General features: G+C 68.2%; 24 protein-coding genes. 10 read left to right on the forward strand and 14 right to left on the reverse strand.

The features are described from left to right. Positions 1–19: 19 nt before the first annotated feature. The 8 genes from B0W80_RS10350 to B0W80_RS10385 all read right to left on the reverse strand — a co-directional run bounded on the left by B0W80_RS10350 (position 20) and on the right by B0W80_RS10385 (position 9,754). Positions 20–1,051, reverse strand: a complete 1,032-nt coding sequence (locus B0W80_RS10350) for an ABC transporter ATP-binding protein (protein WP_076999047.1) — start codon at positions 1,049–1,051, stop codon at positions 20–22. Next, complete coding sequence (locus B0W80_RS10355; protein WP_076999048.1) at positions 1,048–2,094, reverse strand: ABC transporter ATP-binding protein; 1,047 nt, start codon at positions 2,092–2,094, stop codon at positions 1,048–1,050. Before B0W80_RS10355 ends, B0W80_RS10350 begins: the two co-directional genes overlap by 4 nt. 112 nt (positions 2,095–2,206) lie before the next feature. Beyond that, entirely contained in the window at positions 2,207–3,109 is a 903-nt protein-coding gene (locus B0W80_RS10360) for an ABC transporter permease (protein ID WP_076999049.1), read from the reverse strand. Continuing rightward, positions 3,106–4,074, reverse strand: a complete 969-nt coding sequence (locus tag B0W80_RS10365; RefSeq protein ID WP_076999050.1) for an ABC transporter permease — start codon at positions 4,072–4,074, stop codon at positions 3,106–3,108. Before B0W80_RS10365 ends, B0W80_RS10360 begins: the two co-directional genes overlap by 4 nt. 31 nt (positions 4,075–4,105) lie before the next feature. Continuing rightward, a complete protein-coding gene (locus B0W80_RS10370) occupies positions 4,106–5,704 on the reverse strand; it encodes an ABC transporter substrate-binding protein (protein WP_076999051.1) in 1,599 nt (532 codons plus the stop codon). Positions 5,705–5,905: 201 nt separating this feature from the next. Continuing rightward, complete coding sequence (locus B0W80_RS10375) at positions 5,906–6,889, reverse strand: tripartite tricarboxylate transporter substrate binding protein BugD (RefSeq protein WP_076999052.1); 984 nt, start codon at positions 6,887–6,889, stop codon at positions 5,906–5,908. Between the two features lie 38 nt (positions 6,890–6,927). After that, positions 6,928–8,355, reverse strand: coding sequence for a cation:dicarboxylate symporter family transporter (locus B0W80_RS10380; RefSeq protein WP_076999053.1), 1,428 nt, complete (start codon positions 8,353–8,355; stop codon positions 6,928–6,930). Positions 8,356–8,377: 22 nt separating this feature from the next. Next, entirely contained in the window at positions 8,378–9,754 is a 1,377-nt protein-coding gene (locus tag B0W80_RS10385; RefSeq protein ID WP_076999054.1) for an adenylosuccinate lyase family protein, read from the reverse strand. A gap of 111 nt (positions 9,755–9,865) precedes the next feature. Here B0W80_RS10385 and B0W80_RS10390 point away from each other — a divergent pair, with 111 nt between their 5' ends. Genes B0W80_RS10390 through B0W80_RS10400 form a run of 3 tightly spaced genes read left to right on the forward strand, consistent with a single transcriptional unit; the run spans position 9,866 to position 11,331 of the window. Further along, complete coding sequence (locus B0W80_RS10390; RefSeq protein ID WP_076999055.1) at positions 9,866–10,648, forward strand: GntR family transcriptional regulator; 783 nt, start codon at positions 9,866–9,868, stop codon at positions 10,646–10,648. A gap of 41 nt (positions 10,649–10,689) precedes the next feature. After that, complete coding sequence (locus B0W80_RS10395; RefSeq protein ID WP_256856535.1) at positions 10,690–11,079, forward strand: helix-turn-helix domain-containing protein; 390 nt, start codon at positions 10,690–10,692, stop codon at positions 11,077–11,079. A gap of 60 nt (positions 11,080–11,139) precedes the next feature. Further along, positions 11,140–11,331, forward strand: coding sequence for a hypothetical protein (locus B0W80_RS10400; RefSeq protein WP_076999056.1), 192 nt, complete (start codon positions 11,140–11,142; stop codon positions 11,329–11,331). A 6-nt stretch (positions 11,332–11,337) separates the two neighbouring features. Here the strand turns inward: B0W80_RS10400 and B0W80_RS10405 are convergent, their stop codons facing one another. Next, the gene (locus tag B0W80_RS10405) at positions 11,338–12,789 is read right to left on the reverse strand and encodes an FAD-binding oxidoreductase (protein WP_076999057.1); all 1,452 of its coding nucleotides are present in this window, start codon (positions 12,787–12,789) and stop codon (positions 11,338–11,340) included. A 23-nt stretch (positions 12,790–12,812) separates the two neighbouring features. After that, on the reverse strand, positions 12,813–13,220 hold the full coding sequence (locus B0W80_RS10410; protein ID WP_076999058.1) for a nuclear transport factor 2 family protein: 408 nt from the start codon (positions 13,218–13,220) through the stop codon (positions 12,813–12,815). Between the two features lie 153 nt (positions 13,221–13,373). Between B0W80_RS10410 and B0W80_RS10415 the strand changes: the two genes are divergently transcribed. Continuing rightward, positions 13,374–14,909 (forward strand): PLP-dependent aminotransferase family protein, encoded by a 1,536-nt coding sequence (locus tag B0W80_RS10415; RefSeq protein ID WP_076999059.1) that lies wholly within the window; start codon positions 13,374–13,376, stop codon positions 14,907–14,909. A 19-nt stretch (positions 14,910–14,928) separates the two neighbouring features. Here B0W80_RS10415 and B0W80_RS10420 read toward each other — a convergent pair whose 3' ends face one another. Next, positions 14,929–16,470 carry a glycine betaine ABC transporter substrate-binding protein gene (locus B0W80_RS10420; protein WP_076999060.1) on the reverse strand — a complete coding sequence of 514 codons (1,542 nt, stop codon included), beginning with the start codon at positions 16,468–16,470 and terminating at the stop codon, positions 14,929–14,931. 162 nt (positions 16,471–16,632) lie between these two features. Here B0W80_RS10420 and B0W80_RS10425 point away from each other — a divergent pair, with 162 nt between their 5' ends. Further along, on the forward strand, positions 16,633–17,373 hold the full coding sequence (locus B0W80_RS10425) for an alpha/beta fold hydrolase (protein ID WP_218668882.1): 741 nt from the start codon (positions 16,633–16,635) through the stop codon (positions 17,371–17,373). Positions 17,374–17,397: 24 nt separating this feature from the next. Continuing rightward, positions 17,398–18,507, forward strand: coding sequence for an ROK family protein (locus B0W80_RS10430; protein WP_256856536.1), 1,110 nt, complete (start codon positions 17,398–17,400; stop codon positions 18,505–18,507). A gap of 106 nt (positions 18,508–18,613) precedes the next feature. Here the strand turns inward: B0W80_RS10430 and B0W80_RS10435 are convergent, their stop codons facing one another. The 3 genes from B0W80_RS10435 to B0W80_RS10445 are packed head-to-tail and all read right to left on the reverse strand — an operon-like array spanning position 18,614 to position 21,811. Further along, positions 18,614–19,990: a phospholipase D-like domain-containing protein gene (locus tag B0W80_RS10435; protein WP_256856537.1), complete on the reverse strand. Its 1,377-nt coding sequence runs from the start codon at positions 19,988–19,990 to the stop codon at positions 18,614–18,616. After that, complete coding sequence (locus B0W80_RS10440) at positions 19,987–20,652, reverse strand: glutathione S-transferase family protein (RefSeq protein WP_076999061.1); 666 nt, start codon at positions 20,650–20,652, stop codon at positions 19,987–19,989. The genes B0W80_RS10435 and B0W80_RS10440 overlap by 4 nt, the downstream gene beginning before the upstream one ends. 37 nt (positions 20,653–20,689) lie before the next feature. Further along, entirely contained in the window at positions 20,690–21,811 is a 1,122-nt protein-coding gene (locus B0W80_RS10445; RefSeq protein WP_076999062.1) for a 5-methyltetrahydropteroyltriglutamate--homocysteine S-methyltransferase, read from the reverse strand. Between the two features lie 145 nt (positions 21,812–21,956). On the opposite strand from B0W80_RS10445, the gene B0W80_RS10450 reads away from it, so the two are divergent. The 4 genes from B0W80_RS10450 (at position 21,957) to B0W80_RS10465 (ending at position 26,172) form a co-directional block, all read left to right on the forward strand. Next, positions 21,957–23,063, forward strand: a complete 1,107-nt coding sequence (locus B0W80_RS10450) for an aromatic ring-hydroxylating dioxygenase subunit alpha (RefSeq protein ID WP_076999063.1) — start codon at positions 21,957–21,959, stop codon at positions 23,061–23,063. Then, positions 23,060–23,809 carry a GntR family transcriptional regulator gene (locus tag B0W80_RS10455; RefSeq protein WP_076999064.1) on the forward strand — a complete coding sequence of 250 codons (750 nt, stop codon included), beginning with the start codon at positions 23,060–23,062 and terminating at the stop codon, positions 23,807–23,809. The genes B0W80_RS10450 and B0W80_RS10455 overlap by 4 nt, the downstream gene beginning before the upstream one ends. Positions 23,810–23,822: 13 nt before the next feature. Further along, a complete protein-coding gene (locus B0W80_RS10460) occupies positions 23,823–24,821 on the forward strand; it encodes a PDR/VanB family oxidoreductase (RefSeq protein WP_076999065.1) in 999 nt (332 codons plus the stop codon). A gap of 178 nt (positions 24,822–24,999) precedes the next feature. Then, the gene (locus B0W80_RS10465) at positions 25,000–26,172 is read left to right on the forward strand and encodes an ABC transporter substrate-binding protein (RefSeq protein WP_076999066.1); all 1,173 of its coding nucleotides are present in this window, start codon (positions 25,000–25,002) and stop codon (positions 26,170–26,172) included. The last annotated feature ends 81 nt before the right edge of the window (positions 26,173–26,253 follow it).

The following is a 26,253-nucleotide window of genomic DNA, read 5'->3' on the forward strand; positions in this document are numbered from 1 at the left end:
GGCGGATGGTGCGCCGGTTTCAAGCCACCTGCATGCGCAGGGGCGGCTGGGGCTGGCCGTCGACGACGTCGACGCGGCGGCAGCGCACCCAGTGGTCCGGCGCGACCTCGCGCAGCGGTGGCAGCTCGGCCTTGCAGGCGGGCTCGGCCACCGGGCAGCGGCCGGCGAAGCGGCAGCCGGGCGGCGGGTCGATGGGGCTGGGCGGGTCGCCTGTGAGCTTGATGCGCTGCGCCGCGCGGCGGCGGCCGCCGGCCACGGTGGGCACGGCCGACATCAGCGCAACGCTGTAGGGATGCAGCGGCCGCGCGAAGAAGGCGCGGCGCGGGGCGCGCTCGACGATCTGGCCCAGGTACATCACGGCGATGTCGTCGCACAGGTGCTCGACCACGGCCATGTCGTGCGAGATGAAGAGGTAGGTCAGGCCCAGCTCGCGCTGCAGGCGCGCGAGCAGGTTCAGGATCTGCGCGCGGATCGCGATGTCGAGCGCCGACACCGGCTCGTCGCAGACCACCAGCTCGGGGTTGGTGGCCAGCGCGCGTGCGATGTTGATGCGCTGGCGCTGGCCGCCGGAGAACTGGTGCGGAAACAGCTGCTGTTGCTCGGGCCGCAGGCCGACGGCTTCGAAGAGTTCTGCCACGCGGGCCTCGCGCTCGGCGGGGGTGCCGATCTTCATCAGCTCCAGCGGCGCGCGCACGGCGGCGCCAGCGCGCTCGCGCGGGTTGAGCGACGAGAACGGGTCCTGAAAAATGATCTGCATGCGCGAGCGGGCCTGGCGCAATGCTTCGCCTTCGAGCGCGCCGAGGTCGGTGTCGCCCAACTGCACGTGGCCGCCGGTGATGGGCGCGAGTCGCATCACCGACAGCGCGGTGGTGGTCTTGCCCGAGCCCGATTCGCCCACCACGGCCAGCGTGGTGCCGCGGCGAACCTGGAAGGACACGCCGTCGACAGCCTTCACCACCTCGGTGCCGCGCCGCCAGCCGCCCTTGCCGCGCGGGAAGTGGACCTTGAGGTCGTTGACGGTCAGCAGGGTGTCGGTTTCGCGGATGCTCATGCGGCCTCCTTGAGTTCATGCGCATGCTCGGCATGCAGCCAGCAGGCCGCGCCATGGCGCATGCCGGGGTGGAGCGGAATGGCGGGCGCGTGCAGGTCGAACATCGGCGGCACTTCGGTCGCGCAGCGGGCCATGGCTTGCGGGCAGCGCTCGCGAAATGCGCAGCCGGCGCCCAGCTCCCAGATGGAAGGGACCACGCCGGGTATCTCGGGCAGCTCTGCGCGGTCTTCGCCCAGGCTGCTGCTGCCCAGCTCGGGCAGGCAGTCGATCAGGCCGCGGGTGTAGGGGTGGCCCGGGTTGCCGAGCACCTGCTCGGTGCTGCCTTGCTCGATCACGCGGCCGGCGTACATCACCATCACGCGGTCGGCCATTTCGGCGACGGCACCCATGTCATGCGTGATGAGCAAAATGGCCGTGCCCTTCTCGCGCTGCAGGTCGCGCAGCAGGTCGAAGATCTGGGCCTGCACGGTCACGTCGAGCGCGGTGGTGGGCTCGTCGGCAATCAAGATGTCGGGCCGGCAGGCCAGCGCCATCGCGATCATCACGCGCTGCCGCATGCCGCCCGACAGCTGATGCGGGTACTCGTCGACACGCCGCTCGGGCGCCGGAATGCCGACCTGCTTCAGCATCTCGATGGCCCGTAGCCGTGCCGCATGCACGTTGAGGCCGGCATGCAGCTGCAGCGATTCGGCGATCTGGTCGCCCACGGTGAACACCGGGTTCAGCGACGTCATCGGCTCCTGGAAGATCATCGACACGCGGTTGCCGCGCACCTCGCGCATGCGCGCCTCGCTGGCCTGCACCAGGTCTTCGTCCTGAAACATCACGCGGCCGCCGCTGATGCGGCCGGGCGGGGAGGGGATCAGGCGCAGCAGTGCCAGCGCGGTCATGCTCTTGCCGCAGCCCGATTCGCCGACCACGCACAGCGTTTCGCCGGCCGACAGCTCGAAGTCCACGCCGTTGAGCACCTGCGCCTGTCCGCGGCGGGTCTTGAATTCGACGTGCAGGTCTTCGACCTTCAGCAAAGTGGATCTTGGGCTCATGTCAGTGGCTCTTTCGGGGAACACCGCGGAACCGGCTTTGCCGGGCCGCTGGTGTTGCCCCCGGTGAGGGGGTTGGCGGACCACACGAAGTGGGGGAGCCTGGGGGAGAGCTTCATCTTTCCCGCAGTTTGGGGTTCAACGCGTCGTTGAGACCATCGCCGATCAGGCTGACCGCGAGCACGGTCAGGAAGATCGCCGCACCGGGAAAGGCCACCGCCCACCAGCACGACAGCACGTACTGCCGGCTCGACCCGATCATCAGGCCCCAGCTCATCTGGTTCGGGTCGCCCAGGCCCAGGAAGGACAGGCCGGCTTCGAACAGGATGGCCGCGCCCACCGCCAGCGTGGCCGAGACCACCAGCGGCGGCAGCGCGTTGGGCAGGATCACCTTCCAGATGATGCGGGCGTCGCTGGCGCCGATGGCGCGCTCGGCACGCACGAACTCGAGGCCGCGGTACTTCATGAACTCGGCGCGTGTCAGCCGCGCGGTCGAAGTCCAGCTGACGATGCCGATGGCCAGCGTCACGGTGACGAGCGAGGGCGAGAACAGCGTGACGACCACCATCGCGAACAGCAGCGCGGGCAGCACCTGGAAGAACTCGGTCAGGCGCATCAGCGCAGCGTCGACCCGGCCGCCGTAGTAGCCGGCAAAGGCACCCAGCGTGATGCCGATGGCCACCGACAGCAGCGCGGCCACCGCGCCCACCAGCAGCGTGGCGCGGCCGCCGTAGACCAGCGTGGTGAGCACGTCGCGGCCGAGGTAGTCGCTGCCCAGCCAGGCGTCCTCGCTGAAGGGCGGGGTGAGCGGGGCGGAGCGGATCTCGAAGGGGTCGGCCGGGTACACCATGGGGCCGACGATCGCGATCAGCAGAATCGCGAGCAGCATCACCATGCCGGCGATGGCAGAGGGGTTGCGCATGAACATGCGCAGGGCCTCGGCGCTCGGGTGCTCCACCCGCGGCAGCGTGCGGGCCACCGGCAGGGCCGTGGCGGGGAGGGTGGCGGTCTTGCTCATGATGTCTTGATGCGCGGATCGATGAAGCGGTAGCACAGGTCGGTGACCTGGTTCATCACCACCACCACGATGGACGAGAACAGCAGCACGCCGAGGATGGTCGGGTAGTCGCGGCGCAGCACCGAGTCGAAGGCCAGGCGGCCGAGGCCGGGCCAGTTGAAGACCGTCTCGACCAAGATCGCGCCGGCGAGCACGTTGCCGAACTGCAGGCCCAGCACCGTGACGACCGGCAGCAGCGCGTTGCGCAGCGCATGCTTGTAGAGCACCACACGGTCGGCCAGGCCCTTGGCGCGCGCGGTGCGGATGAAGTCGGAGCCCAGCACGTCGAGCATCGACGAGCGCGACAGCCGGCTGTACTGCGCCAGGTACACCAGGCCCAGCGTGACGGTGGGCAGCACCAGGTGATGCGCCACGTCGAGCACGTCCTTGAGCCCGCCGCCGGTCGAGTCGATGCTGCGCATGCCGGCCACGGGCAGTATCGGAAAGATCGATGCGAACAGGATCACCAGCATGATCCCCACCCAGAACACCGGCGCCGCGAAGCCCACCATCGACAGCACGGTGATGAACTGCGACAGCATGCCGTTGGGCTTGCGCGCGCTGAGCACGCCCAGGGCCGTGCCCACCACGAAGGCCAGCAGCACCGCACTGAGCACGAGCAGCAGCGTGGCCGGCACGCGCTCGAGAATCATCGACGTGACCGGCAGGTTGAAGAAGTAGCTGTAGCCCAGGTCGCCCTGCAGCACCTTGCCCAGGTACACGCCCAGTTGCACGGGCAGCGGCTTGTCGAGCCCGTACTGCGTGCGCAGCTGCGCCATGAGTTCGGGCGACATGCCGCCGCTGGCGCCGGCGATGGTTTCCACCGGGTCGCCGGGCGCGGCGTGCACCAGCACGAAGTTCAGAACCACCACCGCCAGTACCAGGGCCAGGCCCTGCAGCAGGCGCGATGCGATGTAGCGCGGCATGCCGTGCTCCTTTCGTTTCGTCTTGCGGTGCTTACTTGAACGAGATCTCGTCGAAAGGCGACATCGGCCCCCAGATGGTGGCCGGCACGTTCACGAGCTTCTTGCTGGCCGCCGTGTGGTACGGCACCTGGTTGATGAAGACGATCGGCAGCTCGTCGGTGACGATCTTCTCGAAGGTGGCGTAGTAGGCCTTGCGCTTGGTCGGGTCGATGATGCCGCCCGCGGTGTTGAGCAGCTCGTCGACCTTCGGGTTGCTGTAGCTCTGCGTGTTGGTCCACACCACCGGCTTGATGTTGCTCGACAGGTAGGTGCGGTGCACGCCGATGATCGGGTCGCCCCAGTTGAAGACCAGGTCCATCGACATGTCGAAGTCGTGCGAGGCCATGCGCTTGGCCCAGGCCGGGAAGTCGGCCGAGGCACGCACCTCGACCGCGATGCCGACCTTCTTGAGCTGGCCGCGGATGTACTCCGCTACGGTCTTCTGCTGGTCGTCGGCGCCCGGCAGGTAGTCGATGGTGAGCTTGAAGCGCTCGCCGCCCGCGCCGGCCTTGTAGCCGGCCGCGTCGAGCATCTCGCCGGCCTTCTTCAGGTCGACCGGGTAGCGCACCAGGTCGGTCACGGCAAAGGGGCTGCTGGCCACGATGGGGCCGTCGGCCGGCGTGGCGAAGCCGCCCATCAGTGCCTTGGCGATGAAGTTCTTGTCGATGGCGGTGGCGATAGCCTTGCGCACCTGCACGTCCGACAGCGGCTTCTTCGTGAGGTTGAAGGCCAGCCAGTTCAGCGCGCCGATGCCCTCGTAGCCCTTGGGCGTGAGCGTCACCTGCGGGTTGGTGGCCAGGCGCTTGAGGTCGGTGGGCACGCTGGCAAAGGGCAGCATCTGCACGTCGCCGCGCTCCAGGCCGAGCATGAGGCTCGCCATGTCGGGGGTGATGTTGATGATCACCTTGTCGAGGTAGGGCTTGTTGGGCAGGAAGAACTTGTCGAAGCGCTCGAGCACGATGCGCTGCGCGGCCTTGAACTCCGTCACCTTGAAGGGGCCGGAGCCGACCACGTCGGTGCTGTTGCGCGGGTGGGTCTTGAGATCTTGCCCGTCTCCGTAGATGTGCTTGGGCAGGATGGGGCAGAGCGCCGGCGACATCGCGAGCACGATCGCCGGGTGCGGCGTGCTCATGCGGATGATGGCGGTGTAGGGGTCGGGCGTGTCGACCTTTTCCACGGGGCCCATCATGGTCGTGAACGGGTGGTTGGCCTTGATGGCCATGATCGAGAAGGCCACGTCGGCCGAGGTGACGGGCTTGCCGTCGTGGAACACCGCGTTCTTGCGCAGGTTGAGCGTGAGCGACTTGCCGTCCTCGGCCAGCTTCCACGATTCGGCCAGGTAGGGCTGCGCGTTCCACTTGTCGTCGAAGCGCAGCGGGCTCGCGAAGATCTGGGTCGAAGGCATGGCTGTCGCGATGCCCGACTGCACGGCGCCGTTCAGGTGGCGCGGCGTCTGCGTGTTGCCGATGACGAGGGTGCCGCCGCGCTTGGGCGCTTCGTCGGCAACGGCGGGCAGTGCGACCAGGGTGCCGGCGGCCAGCAGGGCCGAGCCCAGCATGGCGGCGCGGCGCGTGAACGAAAAGGGGAGCATGCGTGACCTCGTGATGTGCGACAGAAAAGTCTTCGGGCCGTTGCCGGCCCCGAGGTCGAAGATAGGCAAACGCCGCCCCGCGGCGAAGAGCCACGGGGCGGCGAATTGCAGGGCCAGAATGTGCGGGTTTGTCCGGGGGTGCACCAGGTGAAGGCACGTGCCCCAAGCTGGCACGCGGGCGCGTTGCGCGCCTTGGGCGGATCAGTCCAGCGAAATGCTCGTCTTCGCCGCCACGACCTTCCACCGCGCCACTTCGGCCTCGGTGTGCTTGCCCAGCGCGGCGCCGGTGTACTGGTCGGTCGGCAACATCTGAATCGCCTGGCTCGCCATCTTGTCGGTGAAGGCCTTGTCGGTCATCACCTTCAGGTAGGCGGCCTGCACTTTGTCGAGCACTTCCTTCGGCGTGCCCTTGGGCGCGTAGATGCCATACCAGGTGCTGGCTTCGAAATTCGGCAGCACGGTTTCGGCGAGCGTGGGCACGTCCTTGAGCTGCGGCAGCCGCACCTTCGATGTCACGGCCAGCGGGCGCACCTTGCTCTCGGTGATCTGCGGCAGCGCGGTGTTGGTTTGGTCGAACATGCCGTCGACCTGGCCGCCGATGACGTCGATGAGCGCCGGCCCGGCGCCCTTGTAGGGGACCAGCGAGACCTTCATGCCGGCCGAGGTGGCGAAGAGCGCGGCGATGAGGTGCGAGCTCGAGCCCATGCCTGCATTGCTGATGAAGAGCTTGTCGGGGTTGGCCTTGCCGAAGTCGACCAGCGCCTTGATGTCCTTGGCCGGATGTTCCTTGCGCACCATCAGCACCAGCGGCGTGTCGGGGAAGCGGAACACGGGCGCGAAGTCCTTGACGGGGTCGTAGTTGAGTTTCTTGTAGAGCGCCGGCGCCGCGCCCATGTAGCCCATGTGCCCGACCAGCATGGTGTAGCCGTCGGGCGCCGCGCGGGCCGCCTTGGCCGCGCCGACCGTGCCGCCGGCGCCGGGCGAGTTGTCGATGACGATGGGCTGCCCCACTTCGCGCGCCACGCGCTCGGCGATGCTGCGCGCCAGCGCATCGGTGGGGCCGCCGGCGGCGAAGGGCACGATCCAGGTGATCGGCTTGGTCGGATAGGCCTGGGCCCAGGCACTTGCACCGGCGGCAACGAGGGCGAGCGCGGCCAAGGCGTTCTTGCAGAACGTCAGTTTCATGAGAGTCTCCTTGGGTTCGGTTGGCTTGGGGTGTCGGGTCAGTGCGCCGCGGAGGGCGCATGCATGGCGATGCCGGTCGGGTGCGGATTGGCGTCGCTGGTGTCTTCGGGCAGCAGGTTGCCGTCTGCCAGTTGCGCGTCGGCGTCGGCGGTCTGCGGAAAGCGCTCGGGGTACAGGTGGCGCTCGGCGACGGCGCGGTCGAAGGTGCCCGACCACTTGGCGACGACGACGGTGGCCACGCTGTTCCCGATGGTGTTGCAGGTCGAGATGGCCATCGACAGGAAGCGGTACACGCCGAAGATCACCGCGAGCCCTTCGACGGGCAGCATGCCGGTCGACGTGACTGTGGCAGCGAACACCACGAACGAGCCGCCCGACACCGTGGCCGCACCCTTCGACGTGAGCAGCATCAGCAGCAGGATGCCGATCTGGTGGTCGATGGACAGCGGCACGCCGTAGGCATGCGAGATGAACATCACGCCCATCGCCATGAACAGCGAGGTGCCGTCGAGGTTGAAGGCGTACCCGGTGGGCAGCACCAGGCCGACGGTTTGCTTGGCGCAACCGAGGCGCTCGAGCTTGATGAGCAGGCGCGGCAGGGCGCTTTCTGACGACGCGGTGCCGAGCACGATCAGGATCTCGTCCTTGATGTAGCGCAAGAAGCGCCACAGGCTGAAGCCGGCCAGCCGGGTGATCAGGCCGAGCACCACCACGATGAAGAGCGCGACCAGGGCGTAGAAGCTAAGCACCAGCTGGGCCAGGGCGATGAGCACGGCGCTGCCGTTGCTGCCCACCGAGTAGGCCACCGCGCCGAACGTGCCGATGGGCGCGAGCTTCATCACCAGGTTGATGAATGAGAACAGCACCTCCGAGATGTAGTCCAGCCCTTCGTTGACCTTGACGCGCCGGCCCTCGGGAATGGCGAGGATGCCGATGCCGACCATCACCGCCAGCACCACCACCTGCAGCAACTCGCCCTTGGCGAAGGCGCCGACGAAGTTGTCGGGCACGATGTGCGCCATGAACTCGAGGAAGCCCTGCGGTGCGGCGGCTTTCGCGACCGGTGCCGCGGCGCCCGCGGCCACGGTGGTCATGCCCTTGCCGACTTCCATCAGGTTGCCGGCCAGCAGGCCGACCAGCAGCGCGATGGTGGAGACCACCTCGAAGTAGACGATCGACCGCCAGCCGACGCGCCCGGCGCTCTTGACGTCGCCGGCCGAGGCGATGCCGTGCACGATGGTCAGGAACACGAGCGGTGCGACGCCGGCCTTGATGAGCGACAGGAACATGTCGCCCAGCAGCTTGAGCTGCGATGCGAACTTGGGGAACACGAAGCCGACGACGATGCCGAGCACGAGCGAGACCAGCACCTGCATGCCGAGCTTGCGGTACCAGGGCAGCTTGCGGGCCGGCGTGGCGGCGTCGACGGACGCCGGGGCGGATGGGGTGAACGGAGCGCTTGTCATGGTTGTCTCTCTCCGGCCCGCTTCAGGCGCTGACTTCCACGGACAGCGCGAGCGCGCGGTCGACCATCGCGGGCGCCAGGCCCAGGTAGTTCGCCGGATCGGTCAGCCGGTCGATGGTGGCGCGGTCGAAATGCGCGGTGACGGCCGGCAGCGCGGATAGCGCCTCGGCCAGCGTGCCGCCCTTGTCGTTGACGGTGCGGCAGGCGTCGTACACCACGTCGTGGGCCTGCTGGCGGCCGATGTGCGGGGCCATGCCCATCATCACGGCCTCGGCCACGATCAGGCCCTTGGTGATGCCGAGGTTGTGCTTCATGCGCGCCTCGTCGACGATCAGGCCGCCGAGCGCGAACTTGGCCTGGTGCAGTGCGCCGGAGCTCAGGATGAAGCTTTCGGGAATTGCGATCCACTCGGCATGCCAGGGGCCGGTGGCGCGCTCGAAGTCCTGCACCATCGCATCGACCATCAGGCCGGCATGCTGGCGCACAGCTTTCGACGCCGCCAGCATCAGTTCGCTGGAGATCGGGTTGCGCTTCTGCGGCATCGTGCTCGATGCGCCGCGGCCCTTGACGAAGGGCTCGTACACCTCGGCGAACTCGGTGGACGCCATGATCATGATGTCCAGCGCGATCTTGCCGAGCGAGCCGGTGACCAGCGCGAGCAGGTTGACCGCTTCGGCGAAGCCGTCGCGCGCCACGTGCCAGGTGGTGGCCGGCACGCCCAGGCCCAGCTCTTCGGCCATGGCCTTCTGCACCGCGAAGCCGGCTTCGCCGATGGAGGCCAGCGTTCCGGCGGCGCCGGCGAACTCGACCACGGCGACGCGCGGGCGCAGCTCGGCCAAGCGCTGCTGGTGGCGGTCGAACATCGCCAGCCAGATCGCGACCTTGTAGCCGAAGGTGACGGGCAGCGCCTGCTGCAGGTGGGTGCGGCCGGCCATCGGCGTGTCGCGGTGCTTCTTCGCCAGGTCGCGCAGGATGCCGCGCAGATCGCGGATGTCGTCGGCCACGCTGTCGATGGCGTCGCGCACCTGCAGGGCCACGGCCGTGTCCATGATGTCCTGCGTGGTCGCGCCCCAATGCACGTAGCGGCCGGCCTCGCCGCACATCTCGACCAGCTGGTGCACCAGCGGAAGGATGGGGTAGCCGACGATGTCGGTCTCGTGGCGCATGTGGTCGAAGTCGATGCGCTCGATGCGCGATTCGCGCGCGATCACCTCGGCCGCATCGGCAGGAATGATGCCGACCCGCGCCTCGGCCTTGGCGAGCGCGATCTCGGCGTCGATGTAGCGCTGAATGAGCGCGCCATCCGAGAAAATGTCGCGCATCTTCTGCGTGCCGAATGCATCGCGAAACAGGATCGAATCGACGACGGTGCTGGAGAGGGGGAGCGCAGGGGAAGTCATATAGCCTCTTGAGTTTGTTGCCGCGAACATTAATATGTCCGAACATATTGGACCGAGACGGACTGTAGATATGTTCGGACATAACCACAAGCAGGGGTTAACCCTGAGCCCATGAACGCCCCTGCCGAAAGCCTGGAACCCTTGGACCCGATCGAACCCACGGCCCCGAGGCCGAACTTCACGAACATTGCCCGGCACCTGGTCGATGCGATCACCTCCGGCCACTTCGCCGTCGGCAAGCTGCTGCCAACCGAACTGGAGCTGTGCAAGCACTACGCGACGAGCCGCCACACCGTGCGCGCGGCGCTCGCGGAGCTGCAGCAGCTGGGGCTGGTGTCGCGAACGAAGAACGTCGGCACGCGCGTGATCGCGGCCAAGCCGCGCAGCGGCTTCAGGCCATCGTTGGCCTCGGTGGACGACCTCGTGCAGTTCGGCGCCGAGCACCTGCGCGCCGTTCAGCGCATCGAAGAGACCGTGGCGGCCGGCGGGCTGGCCGAAGAGCTGGGCTGCCGCGACGGCACGCCTTGGCTGCGCATCTCCAGCCTGCGCCTGGTGGGCGACGCGCAGACCTCACCGATCGGCTGGACGGACGTCTACGTCGACCCGGCCTACAAGGACATCGGCGAGCTGGTTCGCGAAACACCCGACGTGCTGATCAGCGCGCTGATCGAAACCCGCTACGGCCGCCAGATCGCGGAGATCCGGCAGGACATCCGGGCGTTTTCGATCGACGACGAGGCCACGGCCAAGGCGCTCGGCGTGTCGACCGGCACCGCGGCGCTGAAGATCGTGCGTCGTTATCTGGACAAGGACGGCGAACTGTTCGAGGCCAGCGTCACGGTGCATCCGGCGGATCGGTTCGCGGTGTCGATGCGGCTGCAGCGGTCGACTTAGCAGCCTGCAGTACCGCGACAGTCGGGCGGGCTTGAGTCGTCATGACCGTAATCAAAGACATTAAGTGGTTAATGTTTGATAATACGGACATGAAGTACGATGAAACCCCGCTTCTGTCCTTCGAGAGCTTGGCCGACGCGGCAACCCTTGGCGGCAAGCTCGCGCGACTGCGCAAGGCACGTCGCCTTCGGCAGCAGGACGCGGCCGAGCTTGCTGGCATTTCGCGTTCTACCGCTGTGCTGATCGAGCAGGGCGACCCCGGGCGCACACTCGCCCAGCTTCTGCGTTACCTGCACGCCATCGCACCCGGTCAGACCCTGCTGGACCTGATGCTGGACAAGGACCCGTCGCTTCAAGCGCTGTCGGAGCGCGAGGCGACGAAGCGCGTGCGTCGTTTGTCTGATGCCGAACTCCGACAGCTGGACTTCTGACATAGCGCAACGAGAGTTTCGAAGTCGCCCGGTGTGCTTGTTTTGAGAGGACCGACGAGCATGCCGCAACGTGCCGATGCCCTCGGCATCCTGCGCCGCGTGTGGGGCGAGGTACGCCAATGGAAGACGCACCTCGACGCATGGCGCGCACCGGGCCGCCTCATGGATCAACTGGCCTCTGCATTCCGCGACTTGGACGACATCTGCAGCCCGGTGCTTCAGGCCGAGATCCGCCGCAGCGGCGAGCGTTGAAGCCCGCTACTTCTCGTCCCTGAACCAATACCACTTGTAAAGCACCCGCTGCCCCATCCGCCGGAACGGCGCGAACAGCGGCGATTCGACCAGGCCCATCACATTGGGAAAGGGCAGGGGCGAGTGGTAGATGGGCAGTTCGAAGACCTCGCGCCCGCCGTCCTTGCCGGCCACGCGTTCGGCCAGGCGTTTGCCGGCCCAGGTCGAGAACGAGACGCCGTTGCCGCCGTAGCCCACGGCGTACCAGATCTTCTTGTCGGCCTCCGGCTGCGTGATGCGCGGCATCATGTCGTGGCTCACGTCGACCCAGCCCCACCAGGAATAGTCGATCTGGATGCCGGCCAGCGGCGGGAACTTGCGGGCGATGGCGTCGGTGAGCAGCTTCAGGTGCACGGCGCCCTCGGCATCGGCGCCGCTGACCGAGCTGCGGCTGCCCAACTGCAGGCGGTTGCCCTTGAGCAGCCGGTAGTAGAAGCGCAGCGTGCGGGTGTCGGTCAGGAAGGTGAGCGACTTGAAGTTGGTGGCCTGGAGCTCCGCATCGGTCAGCGGCCGGGTGACGACCGAGTTCGACAGGATCGGCATGATCCTGTTCTTCAGCATGGGGTTGAGCGCCTGGCCGGTGTAGCCGCCGGTGCACACCGCCACGCGCCGCGCGCGCACCGTGCCGCCGGGGGTGCGCAGGTGGTGGATGCCGTCGATGGCTTCCCAGCCCTGCACGGGGCTGGAGGTGTGAATCTTCGCGCCCAGGGCGCGGGCCTTGCGCATGAGGCCGAAGCTGAACTTCAGCGGGTGGATGCCCACGCCTTCGGCCTCGAACATCGCACCGACCGCCTCGCGCTCGTCGCAGTAGTCGCGCCGCACTTCCTCGGCGCTCAGCATGCGGGTGGCGTAGCCGAACTTCTCGCGCATCAGGCGTGCTTCGGCTTCCAGGCCGGGCAGTTTTTCGGGCCGGTGGGCCAGGTAGAGGTGGCCGCCGTCGAAGGCGTCGCAGTCGATCTCGGTGGTGAGCTGGCGGAAGTTCTCGAAGCCGGTGCGAATCTCGGCATCGAGCCGCCTGGCGGTGTCGAGGCCCCAGCGCTCGATCCACTGCGAGCGCTTGAGCCGGCCGCTCGCGTTCTGGCCCTGGCCGCCGCTGCGGCTGGAGCAACCCCACGCCGCCTGGTTGGCCTCCAGCACCGTGGCCTGGATGCCGTGCTCCTGCGCCAGGTAGAGCGCGGTCGACAGACCCGTGGCGCCCGAGCCAATGATGGCCACGTCGACGTCGATGTCGCGCGTGACGGGGCCGTCGTCCTCGGGCGGCGTGCCCGCGCTGGCCACCCACCAGGTGGGGGCGTAGGCGCGGCCAGCGCCGGGGTCGGGTGCCAGCAGCGGGTCGTAGCGCGGGTCGTAGGGCTTGCGCGCCGGCGCGGAGGGGCTTGCGGCCGTGAACTGCGCGGTGCCTGCGGTGCTGGTCGTCATGGCGTGTCGGTCGGCCGCGTGGGCTACTTGGCGGCCGGCAGGTTGGGGCGGGCCTTGCGGAACACGTTCTTGAGGGCGATCTTGCCGTCCTTGAAGCTGAAGACGTCGATGCCGTCGGTTTCGATTCGGCTGCCGTCGGCGGCGGTGCCGGTGAAGGTCCATTGCGAGGTGCCGAAGTCCCCCGAGACGAAGTGCTTGCCCTTGGTCCACTGCGCGTCGGGCACCGTCTCCCAGGCCGCGGCGAAGGCTTTGCGCACGGCGGCGGTGCCGCTGTGCCGGGTGCCGCAGGCTTCGCTGCCGGCGGCGGTCTGGAACACGCAATCTTCGTGCATGAAGCCCATCAGGGCATCGATGTCGTGGCGGTTCCAGGCGTTGCTGAAGGCCTCGAGGGTGGCGACGGTCACGGGGGCGGGCGATACGGCTGCGGTCACGCGAAACTCCTGTCCTTGTTCGATGGGCCACAGCGTAAGGAGCCGGCGCGGGCGGCGATAGGGCCAGATGCGGAGATTCGACCGAGCCAGTGGGCCGGGCGAGCGCAAACCGCAGGGGCCGCGTCGGCATCGAAGGTCTAAACTGCCCGCGACATGCCCCACCCACGATCGATCCAATGGGCGCAGCTCTTCGCGCTGCCCGAGCAACCCGGCCTGCCGCTGCAGGGCCGCCTGCGTGCCGCAGTGGTGCAGGCCATCCTCGAAGACCGCCTGAGCCCCGGTGCGCCTCTGCCCTCGTCGCGCGAGCTGGCCACGTTGCTGGGCCTGAGCCGCAACACCGTGACTTCGGCCTACCTGCAGCTGATGGACGAGGGCTTTCTCGAAGCGCGCCCGCGCAGCGGCGTGTTCGTGGCCCAGAACGCCCGGCCGCTCTCGGCCGAGCCGGCTGAGCCGCTGGTGGGGCGCAGCGGGCAATCGGGCCAGCCGCCGGAGTGGGCGGCGCGCGTGCGGCGCTCGCTGATCGACCGGCCCACGCTGGCCAAGCCCGAACGCTGGCGCGACTACCCCTATCCCTTCGTCTACGGCACCTACGATCCGCAGCTGTTTCCCACCGAGGACTTCCGCGAGTGCTGCGCCCGCAGCCTGGCGCGCTCGCAGCTGCCGACCTGGACGCCGGATTTCGAGACCGACGACGTGCCCGAGCTGGTCGAGCAGATCCGCACACGCCTCCTGCCCAAGCGCGGCGTGTTCGCGCTGAAGGAAGAGATCCTGGTCACGCTGGGCGCACAGCATGCCTACTACCTGCTGGCCGAGGCCTTGTTCGACGAGCAAACGCGCGTCGGCCTGGAAGAGCCGGGCCATCCGCATGCCCGCAACAGCTTCGCTTTGCGCAACCCGAAGTGGGTGGAGATCGACGTCGACGAAGACGGGCTGGTGGTCGACGCGCTGCCGGCCGCCGACTACCTCTTCTGTACGCCCTCGCACCAGAGCCCGACCACGGCCACGTTGAGCCTGGAGCGGCGCCAGTGGTTGCTGCGCAAGGCCGAGCTGCAGGACTTCGTGATCATCGAGGACGACTACGAGGCCGAGAACCTCTACGAGGGCACGCCGATGCCCGCGCTCAAGAGCCTGGACAAGACCGGCCGGGTGATCTACGTCGGCTCGGTGTCGAAGAGCCTGTCGCCGGCGCTGCGGCTGGGCTTCATCGTCGCCCCGCGCGCGCTGATCAAGGAACTGCGCGTGATCCGGCACGCGATGCTGCGGCACCCCAGCGCCTTCCTGCAACAGGCCTACGCGCTCTTTCTATCGCTGGGCCATCACGAGTCGCATGCGCGGCGGGTCAACCATGCGATGCAGGAACGCCTGGCCTTGGCGGCGCAGGCCTTGCGCGACCACCTGCCTGATTTCGAGTTCCGGCTGCCTTCGGGCGGTGCCTCGATCTGGGTGCAAGCGCCGTCGTGGGTCGATGCCGGCGAGCTGGCGCTGATGGCGCGCAACCACGGCGTGCTGATCGAAGCGGGCGACGTGTTCTTCGGCAAGCCGCCGTATCCGTGCCCCTTCTTCAGGCTGCGCTTGTCGTCGATTCCGTCGGGGCAGATCGTGGCGGGGATACGGGCCCTGGGTGTGGCGGCGAAAGAACTGGCGCAGGCCAGGGGAGAGCAGGTCAGTGGTGGGGTGCGGGCGCATTGAGCCTGACCACGCGAAGTGATCAGGCGGCCCGGCTTCGGCGCATCCCATACTCGATCAGCTCGAACAACGCTTCGCTGAGCAGCGCCAGCACGGCCGCCGGCAAGGCGCCTGCGATCAGCAGTTCGCGGTCGTTCAGGGCGAGGCCGGTCACGATGCGTTCGCCGTAGCCACCCGCACCGATGAAGGCCGCGATGGTGGCCGTGCCGATGGCGATGGTGGTGGCCGTGCGCACGCCGGCCAGCAGCGTGGGCAACGCCAGCGGCAGCAGCACCAGCCGCATGCTCTGGCTGTCGGTCATGCCCAGCGCCGTGCCGGCCTGCCGCACCCCGGCAGGCACCTCGGCGAGGCCGGTGACGGTGTTGCGCATGATGGGCAGCAGTGAATAGAGCGTGAGCGCGATCAGCGCCGGCAGGGTGCCGATGGCGCCGATCAGCGAAATCAGCACGGCCAGCATGGCGAGCGAAGGCACGGTCTGCAGCAGGCCGGCGAGCCCGAGCACGAAGGCGCGCAGCCGCAGATGCGGAAAGACGAGGATGCCGAGCGGCAGCGCGATCGCGATCGCGAGGCCGACCGACACAGCCACCAGCAGCAGGTGCTGGCGCGTGAGCCGGCCGAGGTCCGAGCCGAAGAGCTTGCCGACGAAGCCGCGCGCAGCCTCGCTGCCGGACGGCGGGGCGGCGCCGCCGCGCTGCGACGCGAGGAAGTCGCGCGCGATCACGTCGAAGGCGACGCCCTGCAACTCGGCGCGCGCGTTCATCGCGATCATCGCGCGCTCGTCGATGCGGCCGTCGAGCTTCTGAAGCGCGGCCCAGGCCTGCGGCAGGCGCGTCGGCAGGTCGAGGCGGTGCAGCACCACGGCGTCGTAGCGCGGGAAGTACGCGCGGTCGTCTTCGAGCACGCGCAGACCCAGGTGGTCGATCTTGGCGTCGGTGGTGTAGATGTCGATCACGTCGATCTGCTTGGCCGAGATGGCGTCGTAGGCCAGGCCGTGGTCGAGGCCGGTGGGCTTTTGCGCGAAGCCGTAGCGCGCGGCGAGTCCTTGCCAGCCGTCGGCGCGGCCGATGAACTCGTTCGACAAGCCGAGCTTCAGATCGGGATGGCGGGCCAGGTCGCTCAGGGTGCGAACGCCGAGCTTGTCGGCATCGGCCGCGCGCATGGCAAGCGCGTAGCCGTCGTTGAAGCCGAGCGGAATCGCGATACCGAGGCCCAGCGGCGCCAGTGCAGCGTTCATGGCTTCGCGCGTCATCTGCTGCGGGCTCTTGAGGATCTCGAGGGCTATCGTGCCGGTGTATTCGGCATAGAGGTCGATGTTGCCGGAGCGGAGCGCTTCGTAGACGATCGCGGTGTTGCCCAAGCCCTGGCGCAGCTGTGGTGGCGACTTGAGCTGCGGCGCTGCGGTCTGCGCCAGCACCTCGGCCAGGATGTACGACTCGGTGAAGCGCTTCGAGCCGACGCGCAGGGCGCCGCTTTGATCCTGTGCCAGCGCCTGCGCGGGCAGCAGGGTCCACAGGAGCCCGAAGCAGAACAGGGCAGTGGGCCACAGGCGTCGCAGGCAGTGCATCCGGCGCAGTGTATAGGCGCGGCCATGCGCGCGGCCGGCACCCGTCGCGCTCCTACAGCAGTTGGTGCGCGAAGCTGATGCGGCCATGAGAAAGGGCCGGGCACATTGGCGACCGTGCTCATCAACTACATCCGACGGGGTCAAGGCAAATCGCTACTGCTCGTGCATGGACTCGGAAGCAACTGGCGTTCGTGGCGCGGCATCATCGCTCCGCTCGCGGCCCAGCGCACCGTGATCGCGATCGACCTGCCGGGCTTCGGCAAGAGTCCTCCGCTCGATGGCACCGTGTCGGTCGAGACGATGGCCGACGCGGTCGCGCAGTTCTTGCGCGAGCATCAACTCGTCGGCACCGACGCGGTGGGCAGCTCGATCGGCGCCCAGCTCTTGCTGGAACTCGCGCGCCGCGACGGCGTAGTGGGCGCGGTGGTGTCGCTGGGCCCGGGAGGCTTCTGGAAGGGCTGGGAACGCGCGCTCTTCCAGGTGTCGACCTGCGGCTCGGTGCGTGCGGTCCGGGCGCTGCAGTTCGCGATGCCGGCCATCATTTCGCATGCCTGGTCGCGCCGATTGCTGCTGGCGCAGCTGTCGGCGCAATCGGCTTCGCTCACCCCCGCGCTCGTGCTGGAAGACATGCGCAGCCGCGCCGCCTCGCCTTCTTTCGACGTGGTGCTGCGTGCACTGATCCGCGGGCCCGCGCCGCTCGGCATCGCCGTGGGCGGGCTCCAACGACCCCTGGTGATCGGCTGGGGGCGGCTCGACCGCATCTGCCTGCCCCGCCAGGCGGCCCGCGTGCAGAAGCTGTTTCCCGAGGCGCGGCTGCACTGGTTCGAACAGTGCGGCCACTATCCGCATTGGGATGCGCCGGATGAAACGACCCGGCTTATCCTCGAAGCCACCGCCGATTGAACGGCGCCCCAAGAGAAGGAACCCATGGCATCAGACGACCCGAAGAAGCGATCGAAGAAGCAGAAGAAGAGCGACGAGCACGAAGCGGCGCCCGTCCACGACATCCACGGCGCGCGCGAGCTGCCGACCGTGCTGGTGGAGGGCTACAGCTTGCAACTGCGCGACGAGGGCGGGTTTCTCGGCGACCAGGCCAGCCAGACGGCCTTTCGCGAACTGCTCGAGCAATGGCGCCGGCGCCATCGCCGCAAGGGCAAAAAAGACCCGCTGGGCGACAAGCATTCGAAGGACCTGGCCAAGGGCACGCTCGACGCGGCATTGAAGTCGGGCAAGGCCTCCGAGGCCACCGACATCGTGCATGCGGCCATCGAGGAATTCGCGCTGGGGCTGGCCCAGGTGATCCGCGGCTTCATGCGGCAGCCCTCATGGAAAGGCGTGGAGCGCATCGTGATCGGCGGTGGCTTTCCCGAAAGCGACGTCGGCGAGCGCGCCGTGCTGGAGGCCACGGCCATCCTGCAGGAGTTGGGCGAGAAAGTGCCGCTGGCCCGCATCTGCCACGACACCGACGACGGCGGCCTGCTGGGCTGGGTGCACCTGGCGCCGCCCGAATTGCTTGAGCACTACGACGCGATCCTGGCGCTCGACATCGGCGGCACCAACGTGCGCTGCGGCATCGTCAAGCTGAGGCTCGATCGTGCGAAGGACCTGTCGAAGGCGAAGGTGCTTCGGCGCGAGAAGTGGCGCCACAAGGACGACGGCCCCAACCGCCGCCTGTTGGTCACCCGGCTGGCCGAAATGCTCGAGGAGCAGGTGGCCTATTGCAAGAAGAAGGGCATCCGCCTCGCGCCTTTCGTCGGCATCGGCTGCCCAGGGTTGATCCGCAAGGATGGCTCCATCGCCCGCGGCGCGCAGAACATGCCGGGCGACTGGACCAGCGAGCATTTCCACCTGCCCACCGAACTGCGCAAGAAGATCCCGACCATCCGCGGCGTGCCGACCATGGTGCTGATGCACAACGATGCGGTCGTGCAAGGCTTGAGCGAACTGCCCTTCATGCGAGACGTGAAGCGGTGGGCGGTGCTGACGATCGGGACGGGGTTGGGGAATGTGAGCTACACCAACAAGCCCAAGCCCTGAATCGAGCCGCGCGTGACCGAAGAGGTAGGACGCGTGAATGCACTGGCCTCTTTGTCGCCATGAGTGACGACGCGTTCCATAGTCAGCCGTGGCTCGGTTCGACGCGCTACAGCTGAAACGCCACCGTCAACAGCAGCCCCTCGGCAATGTCCCTCACCAGCCCCGGCCGCCTGGCGCGATAGGTCTCGCCCGCCGAAGCCGTCGTCTCGATCCACTGGGCCAGCCAGTCGATGTCTTCCGCGCCATAGAACACGACCGCCGCTTCATGGTTGAGCAAGAGGCTGCGCATGTCGAGGTTGATCGAGCCGCAGAGGGCCAGCTCTTCATCCACGACCACCGCCTTGGCGTGGACCATGAAAGGCAGCATGCGAAAGGTGACGCCGGCGCGGGCCAGGTCGCGCATGGCGCGGGCGCGGACGAAGTCGGCGAGGCGGTGGTTGGACACCGCGGGCATGGCGATGGTGACCTGGACGCCGCGGCGGGCCGCGAGCCGCAGCGCATCGCGCAGGCCGTCGCCGGGCACGAAGTAGGGGGTGACGGCGAGCAGGCGGTGCTCGGCGCGGAAGCAGGCGTCGATGAGCAGCGCGTGGGCCGTGTCTTCGGTCTGGTCCGGGCCGCTGGGGAGAAACTGCGCGAGGCCGCCCGTTTCCGGCGCTTCGGCCGCGATGGTGCGCGGCTTCCGGCCTCGAACGGATGCCCAGTCATGGTCGAACTGGCGGGCTGCCGCCACGGCCACGCTGCCGCGCAGGTCGAAGGAGAGGTCGCGCCAGGGCTCGGGGTACTCGTCGTTGCCGAGGAAGTACTCGCCGGCCAGGTTGCGGCCGCCCGACCAGAGCCAGCCGTCGTCGGCGATGGTGAACTTGCGGTGGTTGCGCAGGTTGCGCGGCCCGGCGCGGCGCAGGGTGAAGAAGGGGCGGAACACGGCGACCTCGGCCCCGGCCTCGCGCAGGCTTTCGAAGTGATGGCGCGGCAGCGACAGCGCGCCGAAGCCGTCGAGCAGCACGCGCACCTTGATGCCCTCGCGCGCGCGGCGCGACAGGCGGTTGATGGCCTCGTGGCCCAGCGCGTCGTCGCCGATGATGAAGGTGCAGACGTCGATGCGCTTCCGCGCGCCTTCGATGACCTGCCACAGCGCATCGCGCGCCACGCCGCCGTCGGCGTGAAAGCGCACGCTGCATGGGCCGGGCGGGGCCAGGCCGAAGCTCTCGATGAGGTCTGCCGCCCAATGACCTGCCGGCAGCGAGCGCGGCGGCCGCGGCGAGCCAGCGGGGCGCAGCTTGCGCTGGCCGAACAGCAGGTACATCGGCAGCATGAAGTAGGGCAGCAGCACCAGCCCCATGACCCACGCGATGGCGGTGGTGGGGGCGCGCTGCTCGCGTCGGGCCCGCGTGCTGAGCACGTAGACCAGCAGCGCGACGGTGACGACCAGCAGGTGCTGCGCCGGCGAGGGGAGCCAGTCCAGCCAGTCGTCGATGCGGTTCACGCCAGGTGCGACTGAAGTGACACGGGAACGCCCCGGCCCTGCGAGGCCAGGAAGCGCATCATCGGCCCGACGACGGCGCGCACGGCAGGGCGCGAACCCACGCGCTCGCGCCATGCCAGAAGATGCGGCGTCGCGTCGGTCATGCCGGCGCCCTTGCGGTCGGCGAAGACCTGCGCCATGTAGAAGGCGATGTCGGCGAAGGAGTAGTCGCCGGCCAGGTAATCGGCGCGGGCAAGGCGCTCGTCCATCCGCTCGTAGAAATGGGCGCAGGCCGTGCAGGCGGTCACCGCGGCCTCGCTGCCCATGTCGTGCTGCAGGCCCATCAGGCGGATCACGTGTGGGAAGAACACCTCGTCCGACAGGTGCTCCAGCTGGCGCGCCCGTGCGCGGCCGGCGACGTCGCGCGGCCACAAAGGCGGCGAGGGCACCTTGTCTTCGAGGTACTCGAAGATCTGGGTCGAGTCGAAGAGCTCGACGTCGCCGTCGATCAGCACCGGTACCTGGCGCTTGGGGTTGATCCGCAGCACCTCGGGGTGCTTGGGCAGGTAGTTGTCGTCCTTGTCGAAGGGCACCATCTCGGCGTCGATCGCAATGCCTTTTTCGAGCGCAGCGATCTGTGCCTTGGCTCCGAACATGCTGAGGGGGCCGGTGTAGAGCTTCATGCTGGTGGCGATGATGCCACTTCACCGGCCCGTTGGATCAGGTCGAGCCCCAGACCTCCTGCGCCGTTTCGACTACCAGCCGCAGCTTGTTGCGCTGGTCGTCCACGGCGATGTTGTTGCCGTGCACGGTGCTGGAAAAGCCGCATTGCGGCGAGAGCGCCAGCTGTTCCAGCGGGGCGTACTTGGCTGCGGCCTCGATGCGCTGCTTGAGCTCGTCCTTGTCTTCGAGCTGGCCGAACTTGGTGGTCACCAGGCCGAGCACCACGGTCTTGCCCTTGGGCAAGTAGCGAAGCGGGCGGAAGTCGCCGGAGCGGGCGTCGTCGTATTCGAGGAAATAGGCGTCGAGGTCCATCTCCTTGAGCAGGGCTTCGGCCACCGGCTCGTAGTTGCCGGCCGCGGCGTGCGTGCTCTTGAAGTTGCCGCGGCACAGGTGCATGGCCAGCGTCATGCCCTCGGGCTTCTGCGCGACGACCTTGTTGATGAAGGCGGCGTAGCGGTGCGGCAGCTCGTTGGGGTCGTCGCCGCGCTGGCGGGCGGCCTCGCGCATGCGCTCGTCGCACAGGTAGGCGAGGTTGGTGTCGTCCATCTGCACGTAGGTGCAGCCGGCGGCGGCCAGCGAGCGCAGCTCGTCGCCATAGGCGCGGGCCACGTCGTCGTAGAACACCGGGTCGAGCTCGGGGTAGGCCTCCTTGCTGATGCCGGCGCGGCCGCCGCGAAAGTGCAGCATCGTGGGCGAAGGGATGGTCACCTTGGGCGTGCGGCCGGCCGAGACCTGGCTCTTGAGGTATTCGAAGTCGGCCAGCTGGATGGCCTTGGCGTGGGTGACCTTGTCGATGACTCGCATCACGGGCGGGGCCAGTTCCTCGGTGCCGTCGGGCTTGCGGATGGTGACCGGGATGTCGGTCTTCACGCCACCCAGTTGTTCGAGGAAGTCGATGTGGAAGTAGGTGCGGCGGAATTCGCCGTCGGTGATGCTCTTGAGGCCGATGTCTTCCTGGAATTTCACGATCTCGGTGATGGCCTTGTCCTCGACCTCGCGCAACTGCTCGGGCGTGATCTCGCCCTTGGCTTTTTGCTCGCGCGCTTCGAGCAGGTATTTGGGTCGCAGGAAGCTGCCGACGTGGTCGTAACGGGCAGGCAGGCGGGCGTGCTGGGACATGGTTGCTCCGTGGAGTCGGGAAAAGAACGGTCGATCGTAAACGCACTGGGATGATCGGCAATGGATACATCGATATGCGTGTTTACCCTTAATTAGTGCTATTTCAGTTGGCTTTCAGGGTATCAATGAATACATTGCGTATTCCATGACGCCCACTAGCCGACCCTTTCCTCTGAACGCCTGGTACGCCGCGGCCTACGACGTCGAAGTCCGCCACAGCCTGCTGCCACGCACGATCTGCAACCAGAAGCTCGTGCTCTACCGGCGCGGCGACGGCCAGGTGGCGGCCCTCGAAGACGCCTGCTGGCATCGCCTGATGCCGCTGTCGCTCGGCCGCCTGGAGGGCGACGAACTCGTCTGCGGCTACCACGGTCTGGTCTACAACAGCCAGGGCCGCTGCACGCACATGCCGAGCCAGGAGACGCTGAACCCATCGGCCTGCGTGCGCGCCTACCCGGTGGTGGAGAAGCACCGCTTCGTGTGGGTGTGGCCGGGCGACCCGGCACTGGCCGACCCGGCCCTGGTGCCCGACGTGCACTGGAACGACGACCCGGCCTGGGCCGGCGACGGCAAGATGATCCGCGTGGCCTGCGACTACCGGCTCGTGGTCGACAACCTCATGGACCTGACGCACGAGACCTTCGTGCACGGCTCCTCCATCGGCAACCGGGAAGTGGCCGAGGCGCCCTTCGTCGCGACGCACGGCGACCGCTCGGCCACCGTTACGCGCTGGATGGAGAACATCGATGCACCGCCCTTCTGGGCCGCGCAAATCCGCCATGCCCGCGGCTACGAAGGCAAGGTCGACCGCTGGCAGATCATCCGTTTCGAGGGGCCCTGCACGGTCAACATCGATGTGGGCGTGGCCCCGGCCGGCAGCGGCGCGGTGCCGCGCGAGGGCGATGCCGGCGACCGCAGCGGCGGTGTCAACGGCTACGTGCTCAACACCATCACGCCCGAAACCGACACCACCTGCCTGTACTTCTGGGCCTTCGCGCGCAACTACTGCGTGGGCGAGCAGCGCCTGACGCACGAGCTGCGCGAGGGCGTGGCCGGCATCTTCCGCGAGGACGAACTGGTGCTGGAGGCGCAGCAGCGCGCCATGGACGACCGGCCAGGCCGCGAGTTCCACAACCTCAACATCGACGCGGGTGCGATGTGGGCCCGGCGACTGATCGACGGAATGATCGCGAAGGAGCGGCCGACCATGACCGCGATTCCCATCCGGCCCGAACCGATGGCGCACGCATGAGCGCGAACGAGCCGAACGAAGCCGGCGGCTCGCAAGCCGTCAAGGCGCAGCTGCGCCTGCGCGAGATGGTGCTGGCCGGCGAGCTGCCGGGCGGCACGCGGCTCGCCGAGGTCGCGATCTCCGAGCAGCTCGGCATCTCGCGCACGCCGGTGCGCAGCGCGCTGATGCGGCTCGAGCAAGAGGGCCTGCTCGAATCGCTGCCCAATGGCGGCTTCGCGGTGCGGACCTTTTCCGAGCGCGACGTGGCCGACGCGATCGAGCTGCGCGGCACGCTCGAAGGCCTGTCGGCCCGGCTCGCGGCCGAGCGGGGCGCCGCGCCGGTGGTGCTGCGCGAGGCGCGCGCCTGCCTGCGGCGCATCGACGAGCTTCTGCGGCAACCGGCGCTCGACGACGCGGCCTTCTCGCGCTACGTCGACTTCAACGGTCAATTTCATCGGCTGCTGTCGGAGATGGCGGGCAGCACGCTGGTGGCAAAGCAGCTGGAGCGGGTGGTGAACCTGCCCTTCGCCTCGCCCTCGGCTTTCGTGGTGGTGCAGGCCAATTCGCCGGCCGCGCGCGACATGCTGGTGATCGCGCAGGACCAGCACGAGCAGGTGCTCGACGCGATCGAGAACCGCGAAGGCGCGCGTGCCGAGGCCTTGATGCGCGAGCACAGCCGGCTCGCGCAGCGCAACCTGCGCGAGGCGCTGCACGGCGCACACGACCACTCGCTGCCCGGCGTTCAGCTGATCCGCCGCCGCGCCTGAAGAACGACGACCCATGACAAGCGACATTCACTGGATGCCCGCGCGCATCGCGGCCTGCCGCGACCTGACGCCTACGGTGCGCGAGTTCGAGATCGTGCCCGAGTCGGGGCATGCGAGCGCCTACGAGCCCGGCTCGCATCTGCAGGTGCAGGTGCTGATCGGCGAGCCCGGCGCCGGTCGCGTGCAGACGCGCCACTACTCGCTGATCGGCGAACCCGATGGCAGCGCCTGGCGCATCGCGGTCAAGCGGCTGGACGACGGCCGCGGTGGCTCGCGCGCGATGTGGCGCCTGGCGCCCGGCGACCGCCTGCTGGTGGCGCAGCCGCAGAACCATTTCGGCCTGGACACCGGCGCGCCCGGCTACCTGCTGGTGGCCGGCGGCATCGGCATCACGCCGCTGGTGTCGATGGCGCAGCGGCTGGGCGGCCTCGCCGCGCGCCGTGGCGTGCCGGTGCGCATGCTCTACGGTGCGCGCAGCCGGGATGAGCTGGCCTATCTGCCGCAGCTTCAGAAGGCCTTGGGGGAGGGCGTGGAAGCGCACGTGGGCGCAGCGCCCATCGACTTCGCCGCCGCGATCGCAGCGCTGCCGCCCGGTGGCCAGCTCTACACCTGTGGTCCGGTGCCGATGCTCGAAGCGGTGCGCCGCGCCTGGACCACCGCCGGCCGGCCTGCCGCAGACTTGCGCTTCGAGACCTTCGGAAGCAGCGGCCGGCTGCCTGCGCAAGCCTTCGAGGTGCGCATTCCGCGCCATGACCTGTGCATCACCGTGCCGGCCGACGGCAGCCTGCTCGAAGCGCTCGAAGCCGCCGGCGTACAGGCGCTGTGGGATTGCCGGCGCGGCGAATGCGGCCTGTGCGCGATGGACGTGCTGGCCGTCGACGGCGAGATCGACCACCGCGACGTTTTCCTGGCCGAACACGAGAAGCGCGAGGGCCGCCGCATCTGCGCCTGCGTATCGCGGGCCGTCGGCACGCTCACCATCGATTCGGCCTGGCGTCCAGATGCGCCGTGAAACTGCCCGGGCCGCTTGCGCGATGATCGCGCGCCGGATCGGTTTATCGCGCAGAACTTGCAGGGTGGAAAGCCGCCGCTAGGTGTTTGCCTCGGGCGCCAGCGCTGTTTCGCTTGTTCACAATCACGGTTGCTTTTCAGTTGTCCGTCTCGCATCCCAACGAATAAAGGAGATATCCATGCAACGTCGCCATCTCGTCCAGGCCGCCGGCCTCGCGGCCTTCGCCCTGGCCATGCCGCTGGCGCAGGCCCAGGGCAACACTTTCAAGATCGGCCTGGTGCTGCCGATGACGGGCCAGCAGGCCACCACCGGCCGCCAGATCGAGGCGGCCGCGCGCCTGTACATGGCGCAGAACGGCGACACCGTCGCCGGCAAGAAGGTGGAGCTGATCGTCAAGGACGACACCAGCCTGCCCGACGTGACCAAGCGCCTCGCGCAGGAACTGGTGGTGAACGACAAGGTCAACGTGCTGGCCGGCTTCGGCATCACGCCGTCGGCCATGGCCACGGCGCCGATTGCCACGCAGTCTAAGACGCCGATGGTGGTGATGGCGGCGGCCACGTCCAGCATCACCGAGGCCTCGCCATACATCGTGCGGACCAGCTTCACGCTGCCGCAGGTGTCGGTGGCGATGGGAGACTGGGCGCCGAAGAACGGCATCAAGTCGGTGGTGACGCTGGTCACCGACTACGGGCCGGGCAACGATGCCGAGAAGTTCTTCGCCGAGCGCTTTCAGCTCAACGGCGGCAAGGTGCTCGACAAGCTGCGCGTGCCGCTGCGCAACCCCGACTTCGCGCCTTTCCTGCAAAAGGTGCGCGACGCCAAGCCCGATGCGCTGTTCGTCTTCGTGCCCTCGGGCGCGGGCTCGGCGGTGATGAAGCAGTTTCTCGAGCGCGGCATGGACAAGGCCGGCATCCGCCTGATCGCCACAGGCGACGTGACGGACGATGACCAGCTCAACGACATGGGCGACGGCGCGATGGGCGTGGTGACTTCGCACCACTACTCGGCGGCGCATCCGTCGGCGGCCAACAAGAAGTTCGTCGAGGCCTTCGAGAAGGCCAACAAGAACATGCGGCCCAACTTCATGGCCATGGGCGGCTACGACGGCATGCGCGTGATCTACGAGGCGCTCAAGGCGACCAAGGGGCAGGGCGGCGGCGACGCGCTTCTGGCCGCGATGAAAGGCCAGATCTTCGAGAGCCCGCGCGGCCAGGTGCTGATCGACGCGCAGACGCGCGACATCGTGCAGGACGTGTACCTGCGCAAGGTGGAGAAGAAGGACGGGCAGCTTTACAACGTGGAGTTCGACGTCATCAAGGCGGTCAAGGACCCGGGCAAGGCGAAGTGAATATGCCCCCCGGCTTTTCACGTCGCTTCGCGACGTGTAACTCCACCCCCCGAGTGGGGGGCGTGGCCGCCTTGGGGCGGC

Origin of the sequence: Variovorax sp. KK3 (assembly GCF_001984055.1) — a bacterium.
Lineage (GTDB): Bacteria > Pseudomonadota > Gammaproteobacteria > Burkholderiales > Burkholderiaceae_C > Variovorax.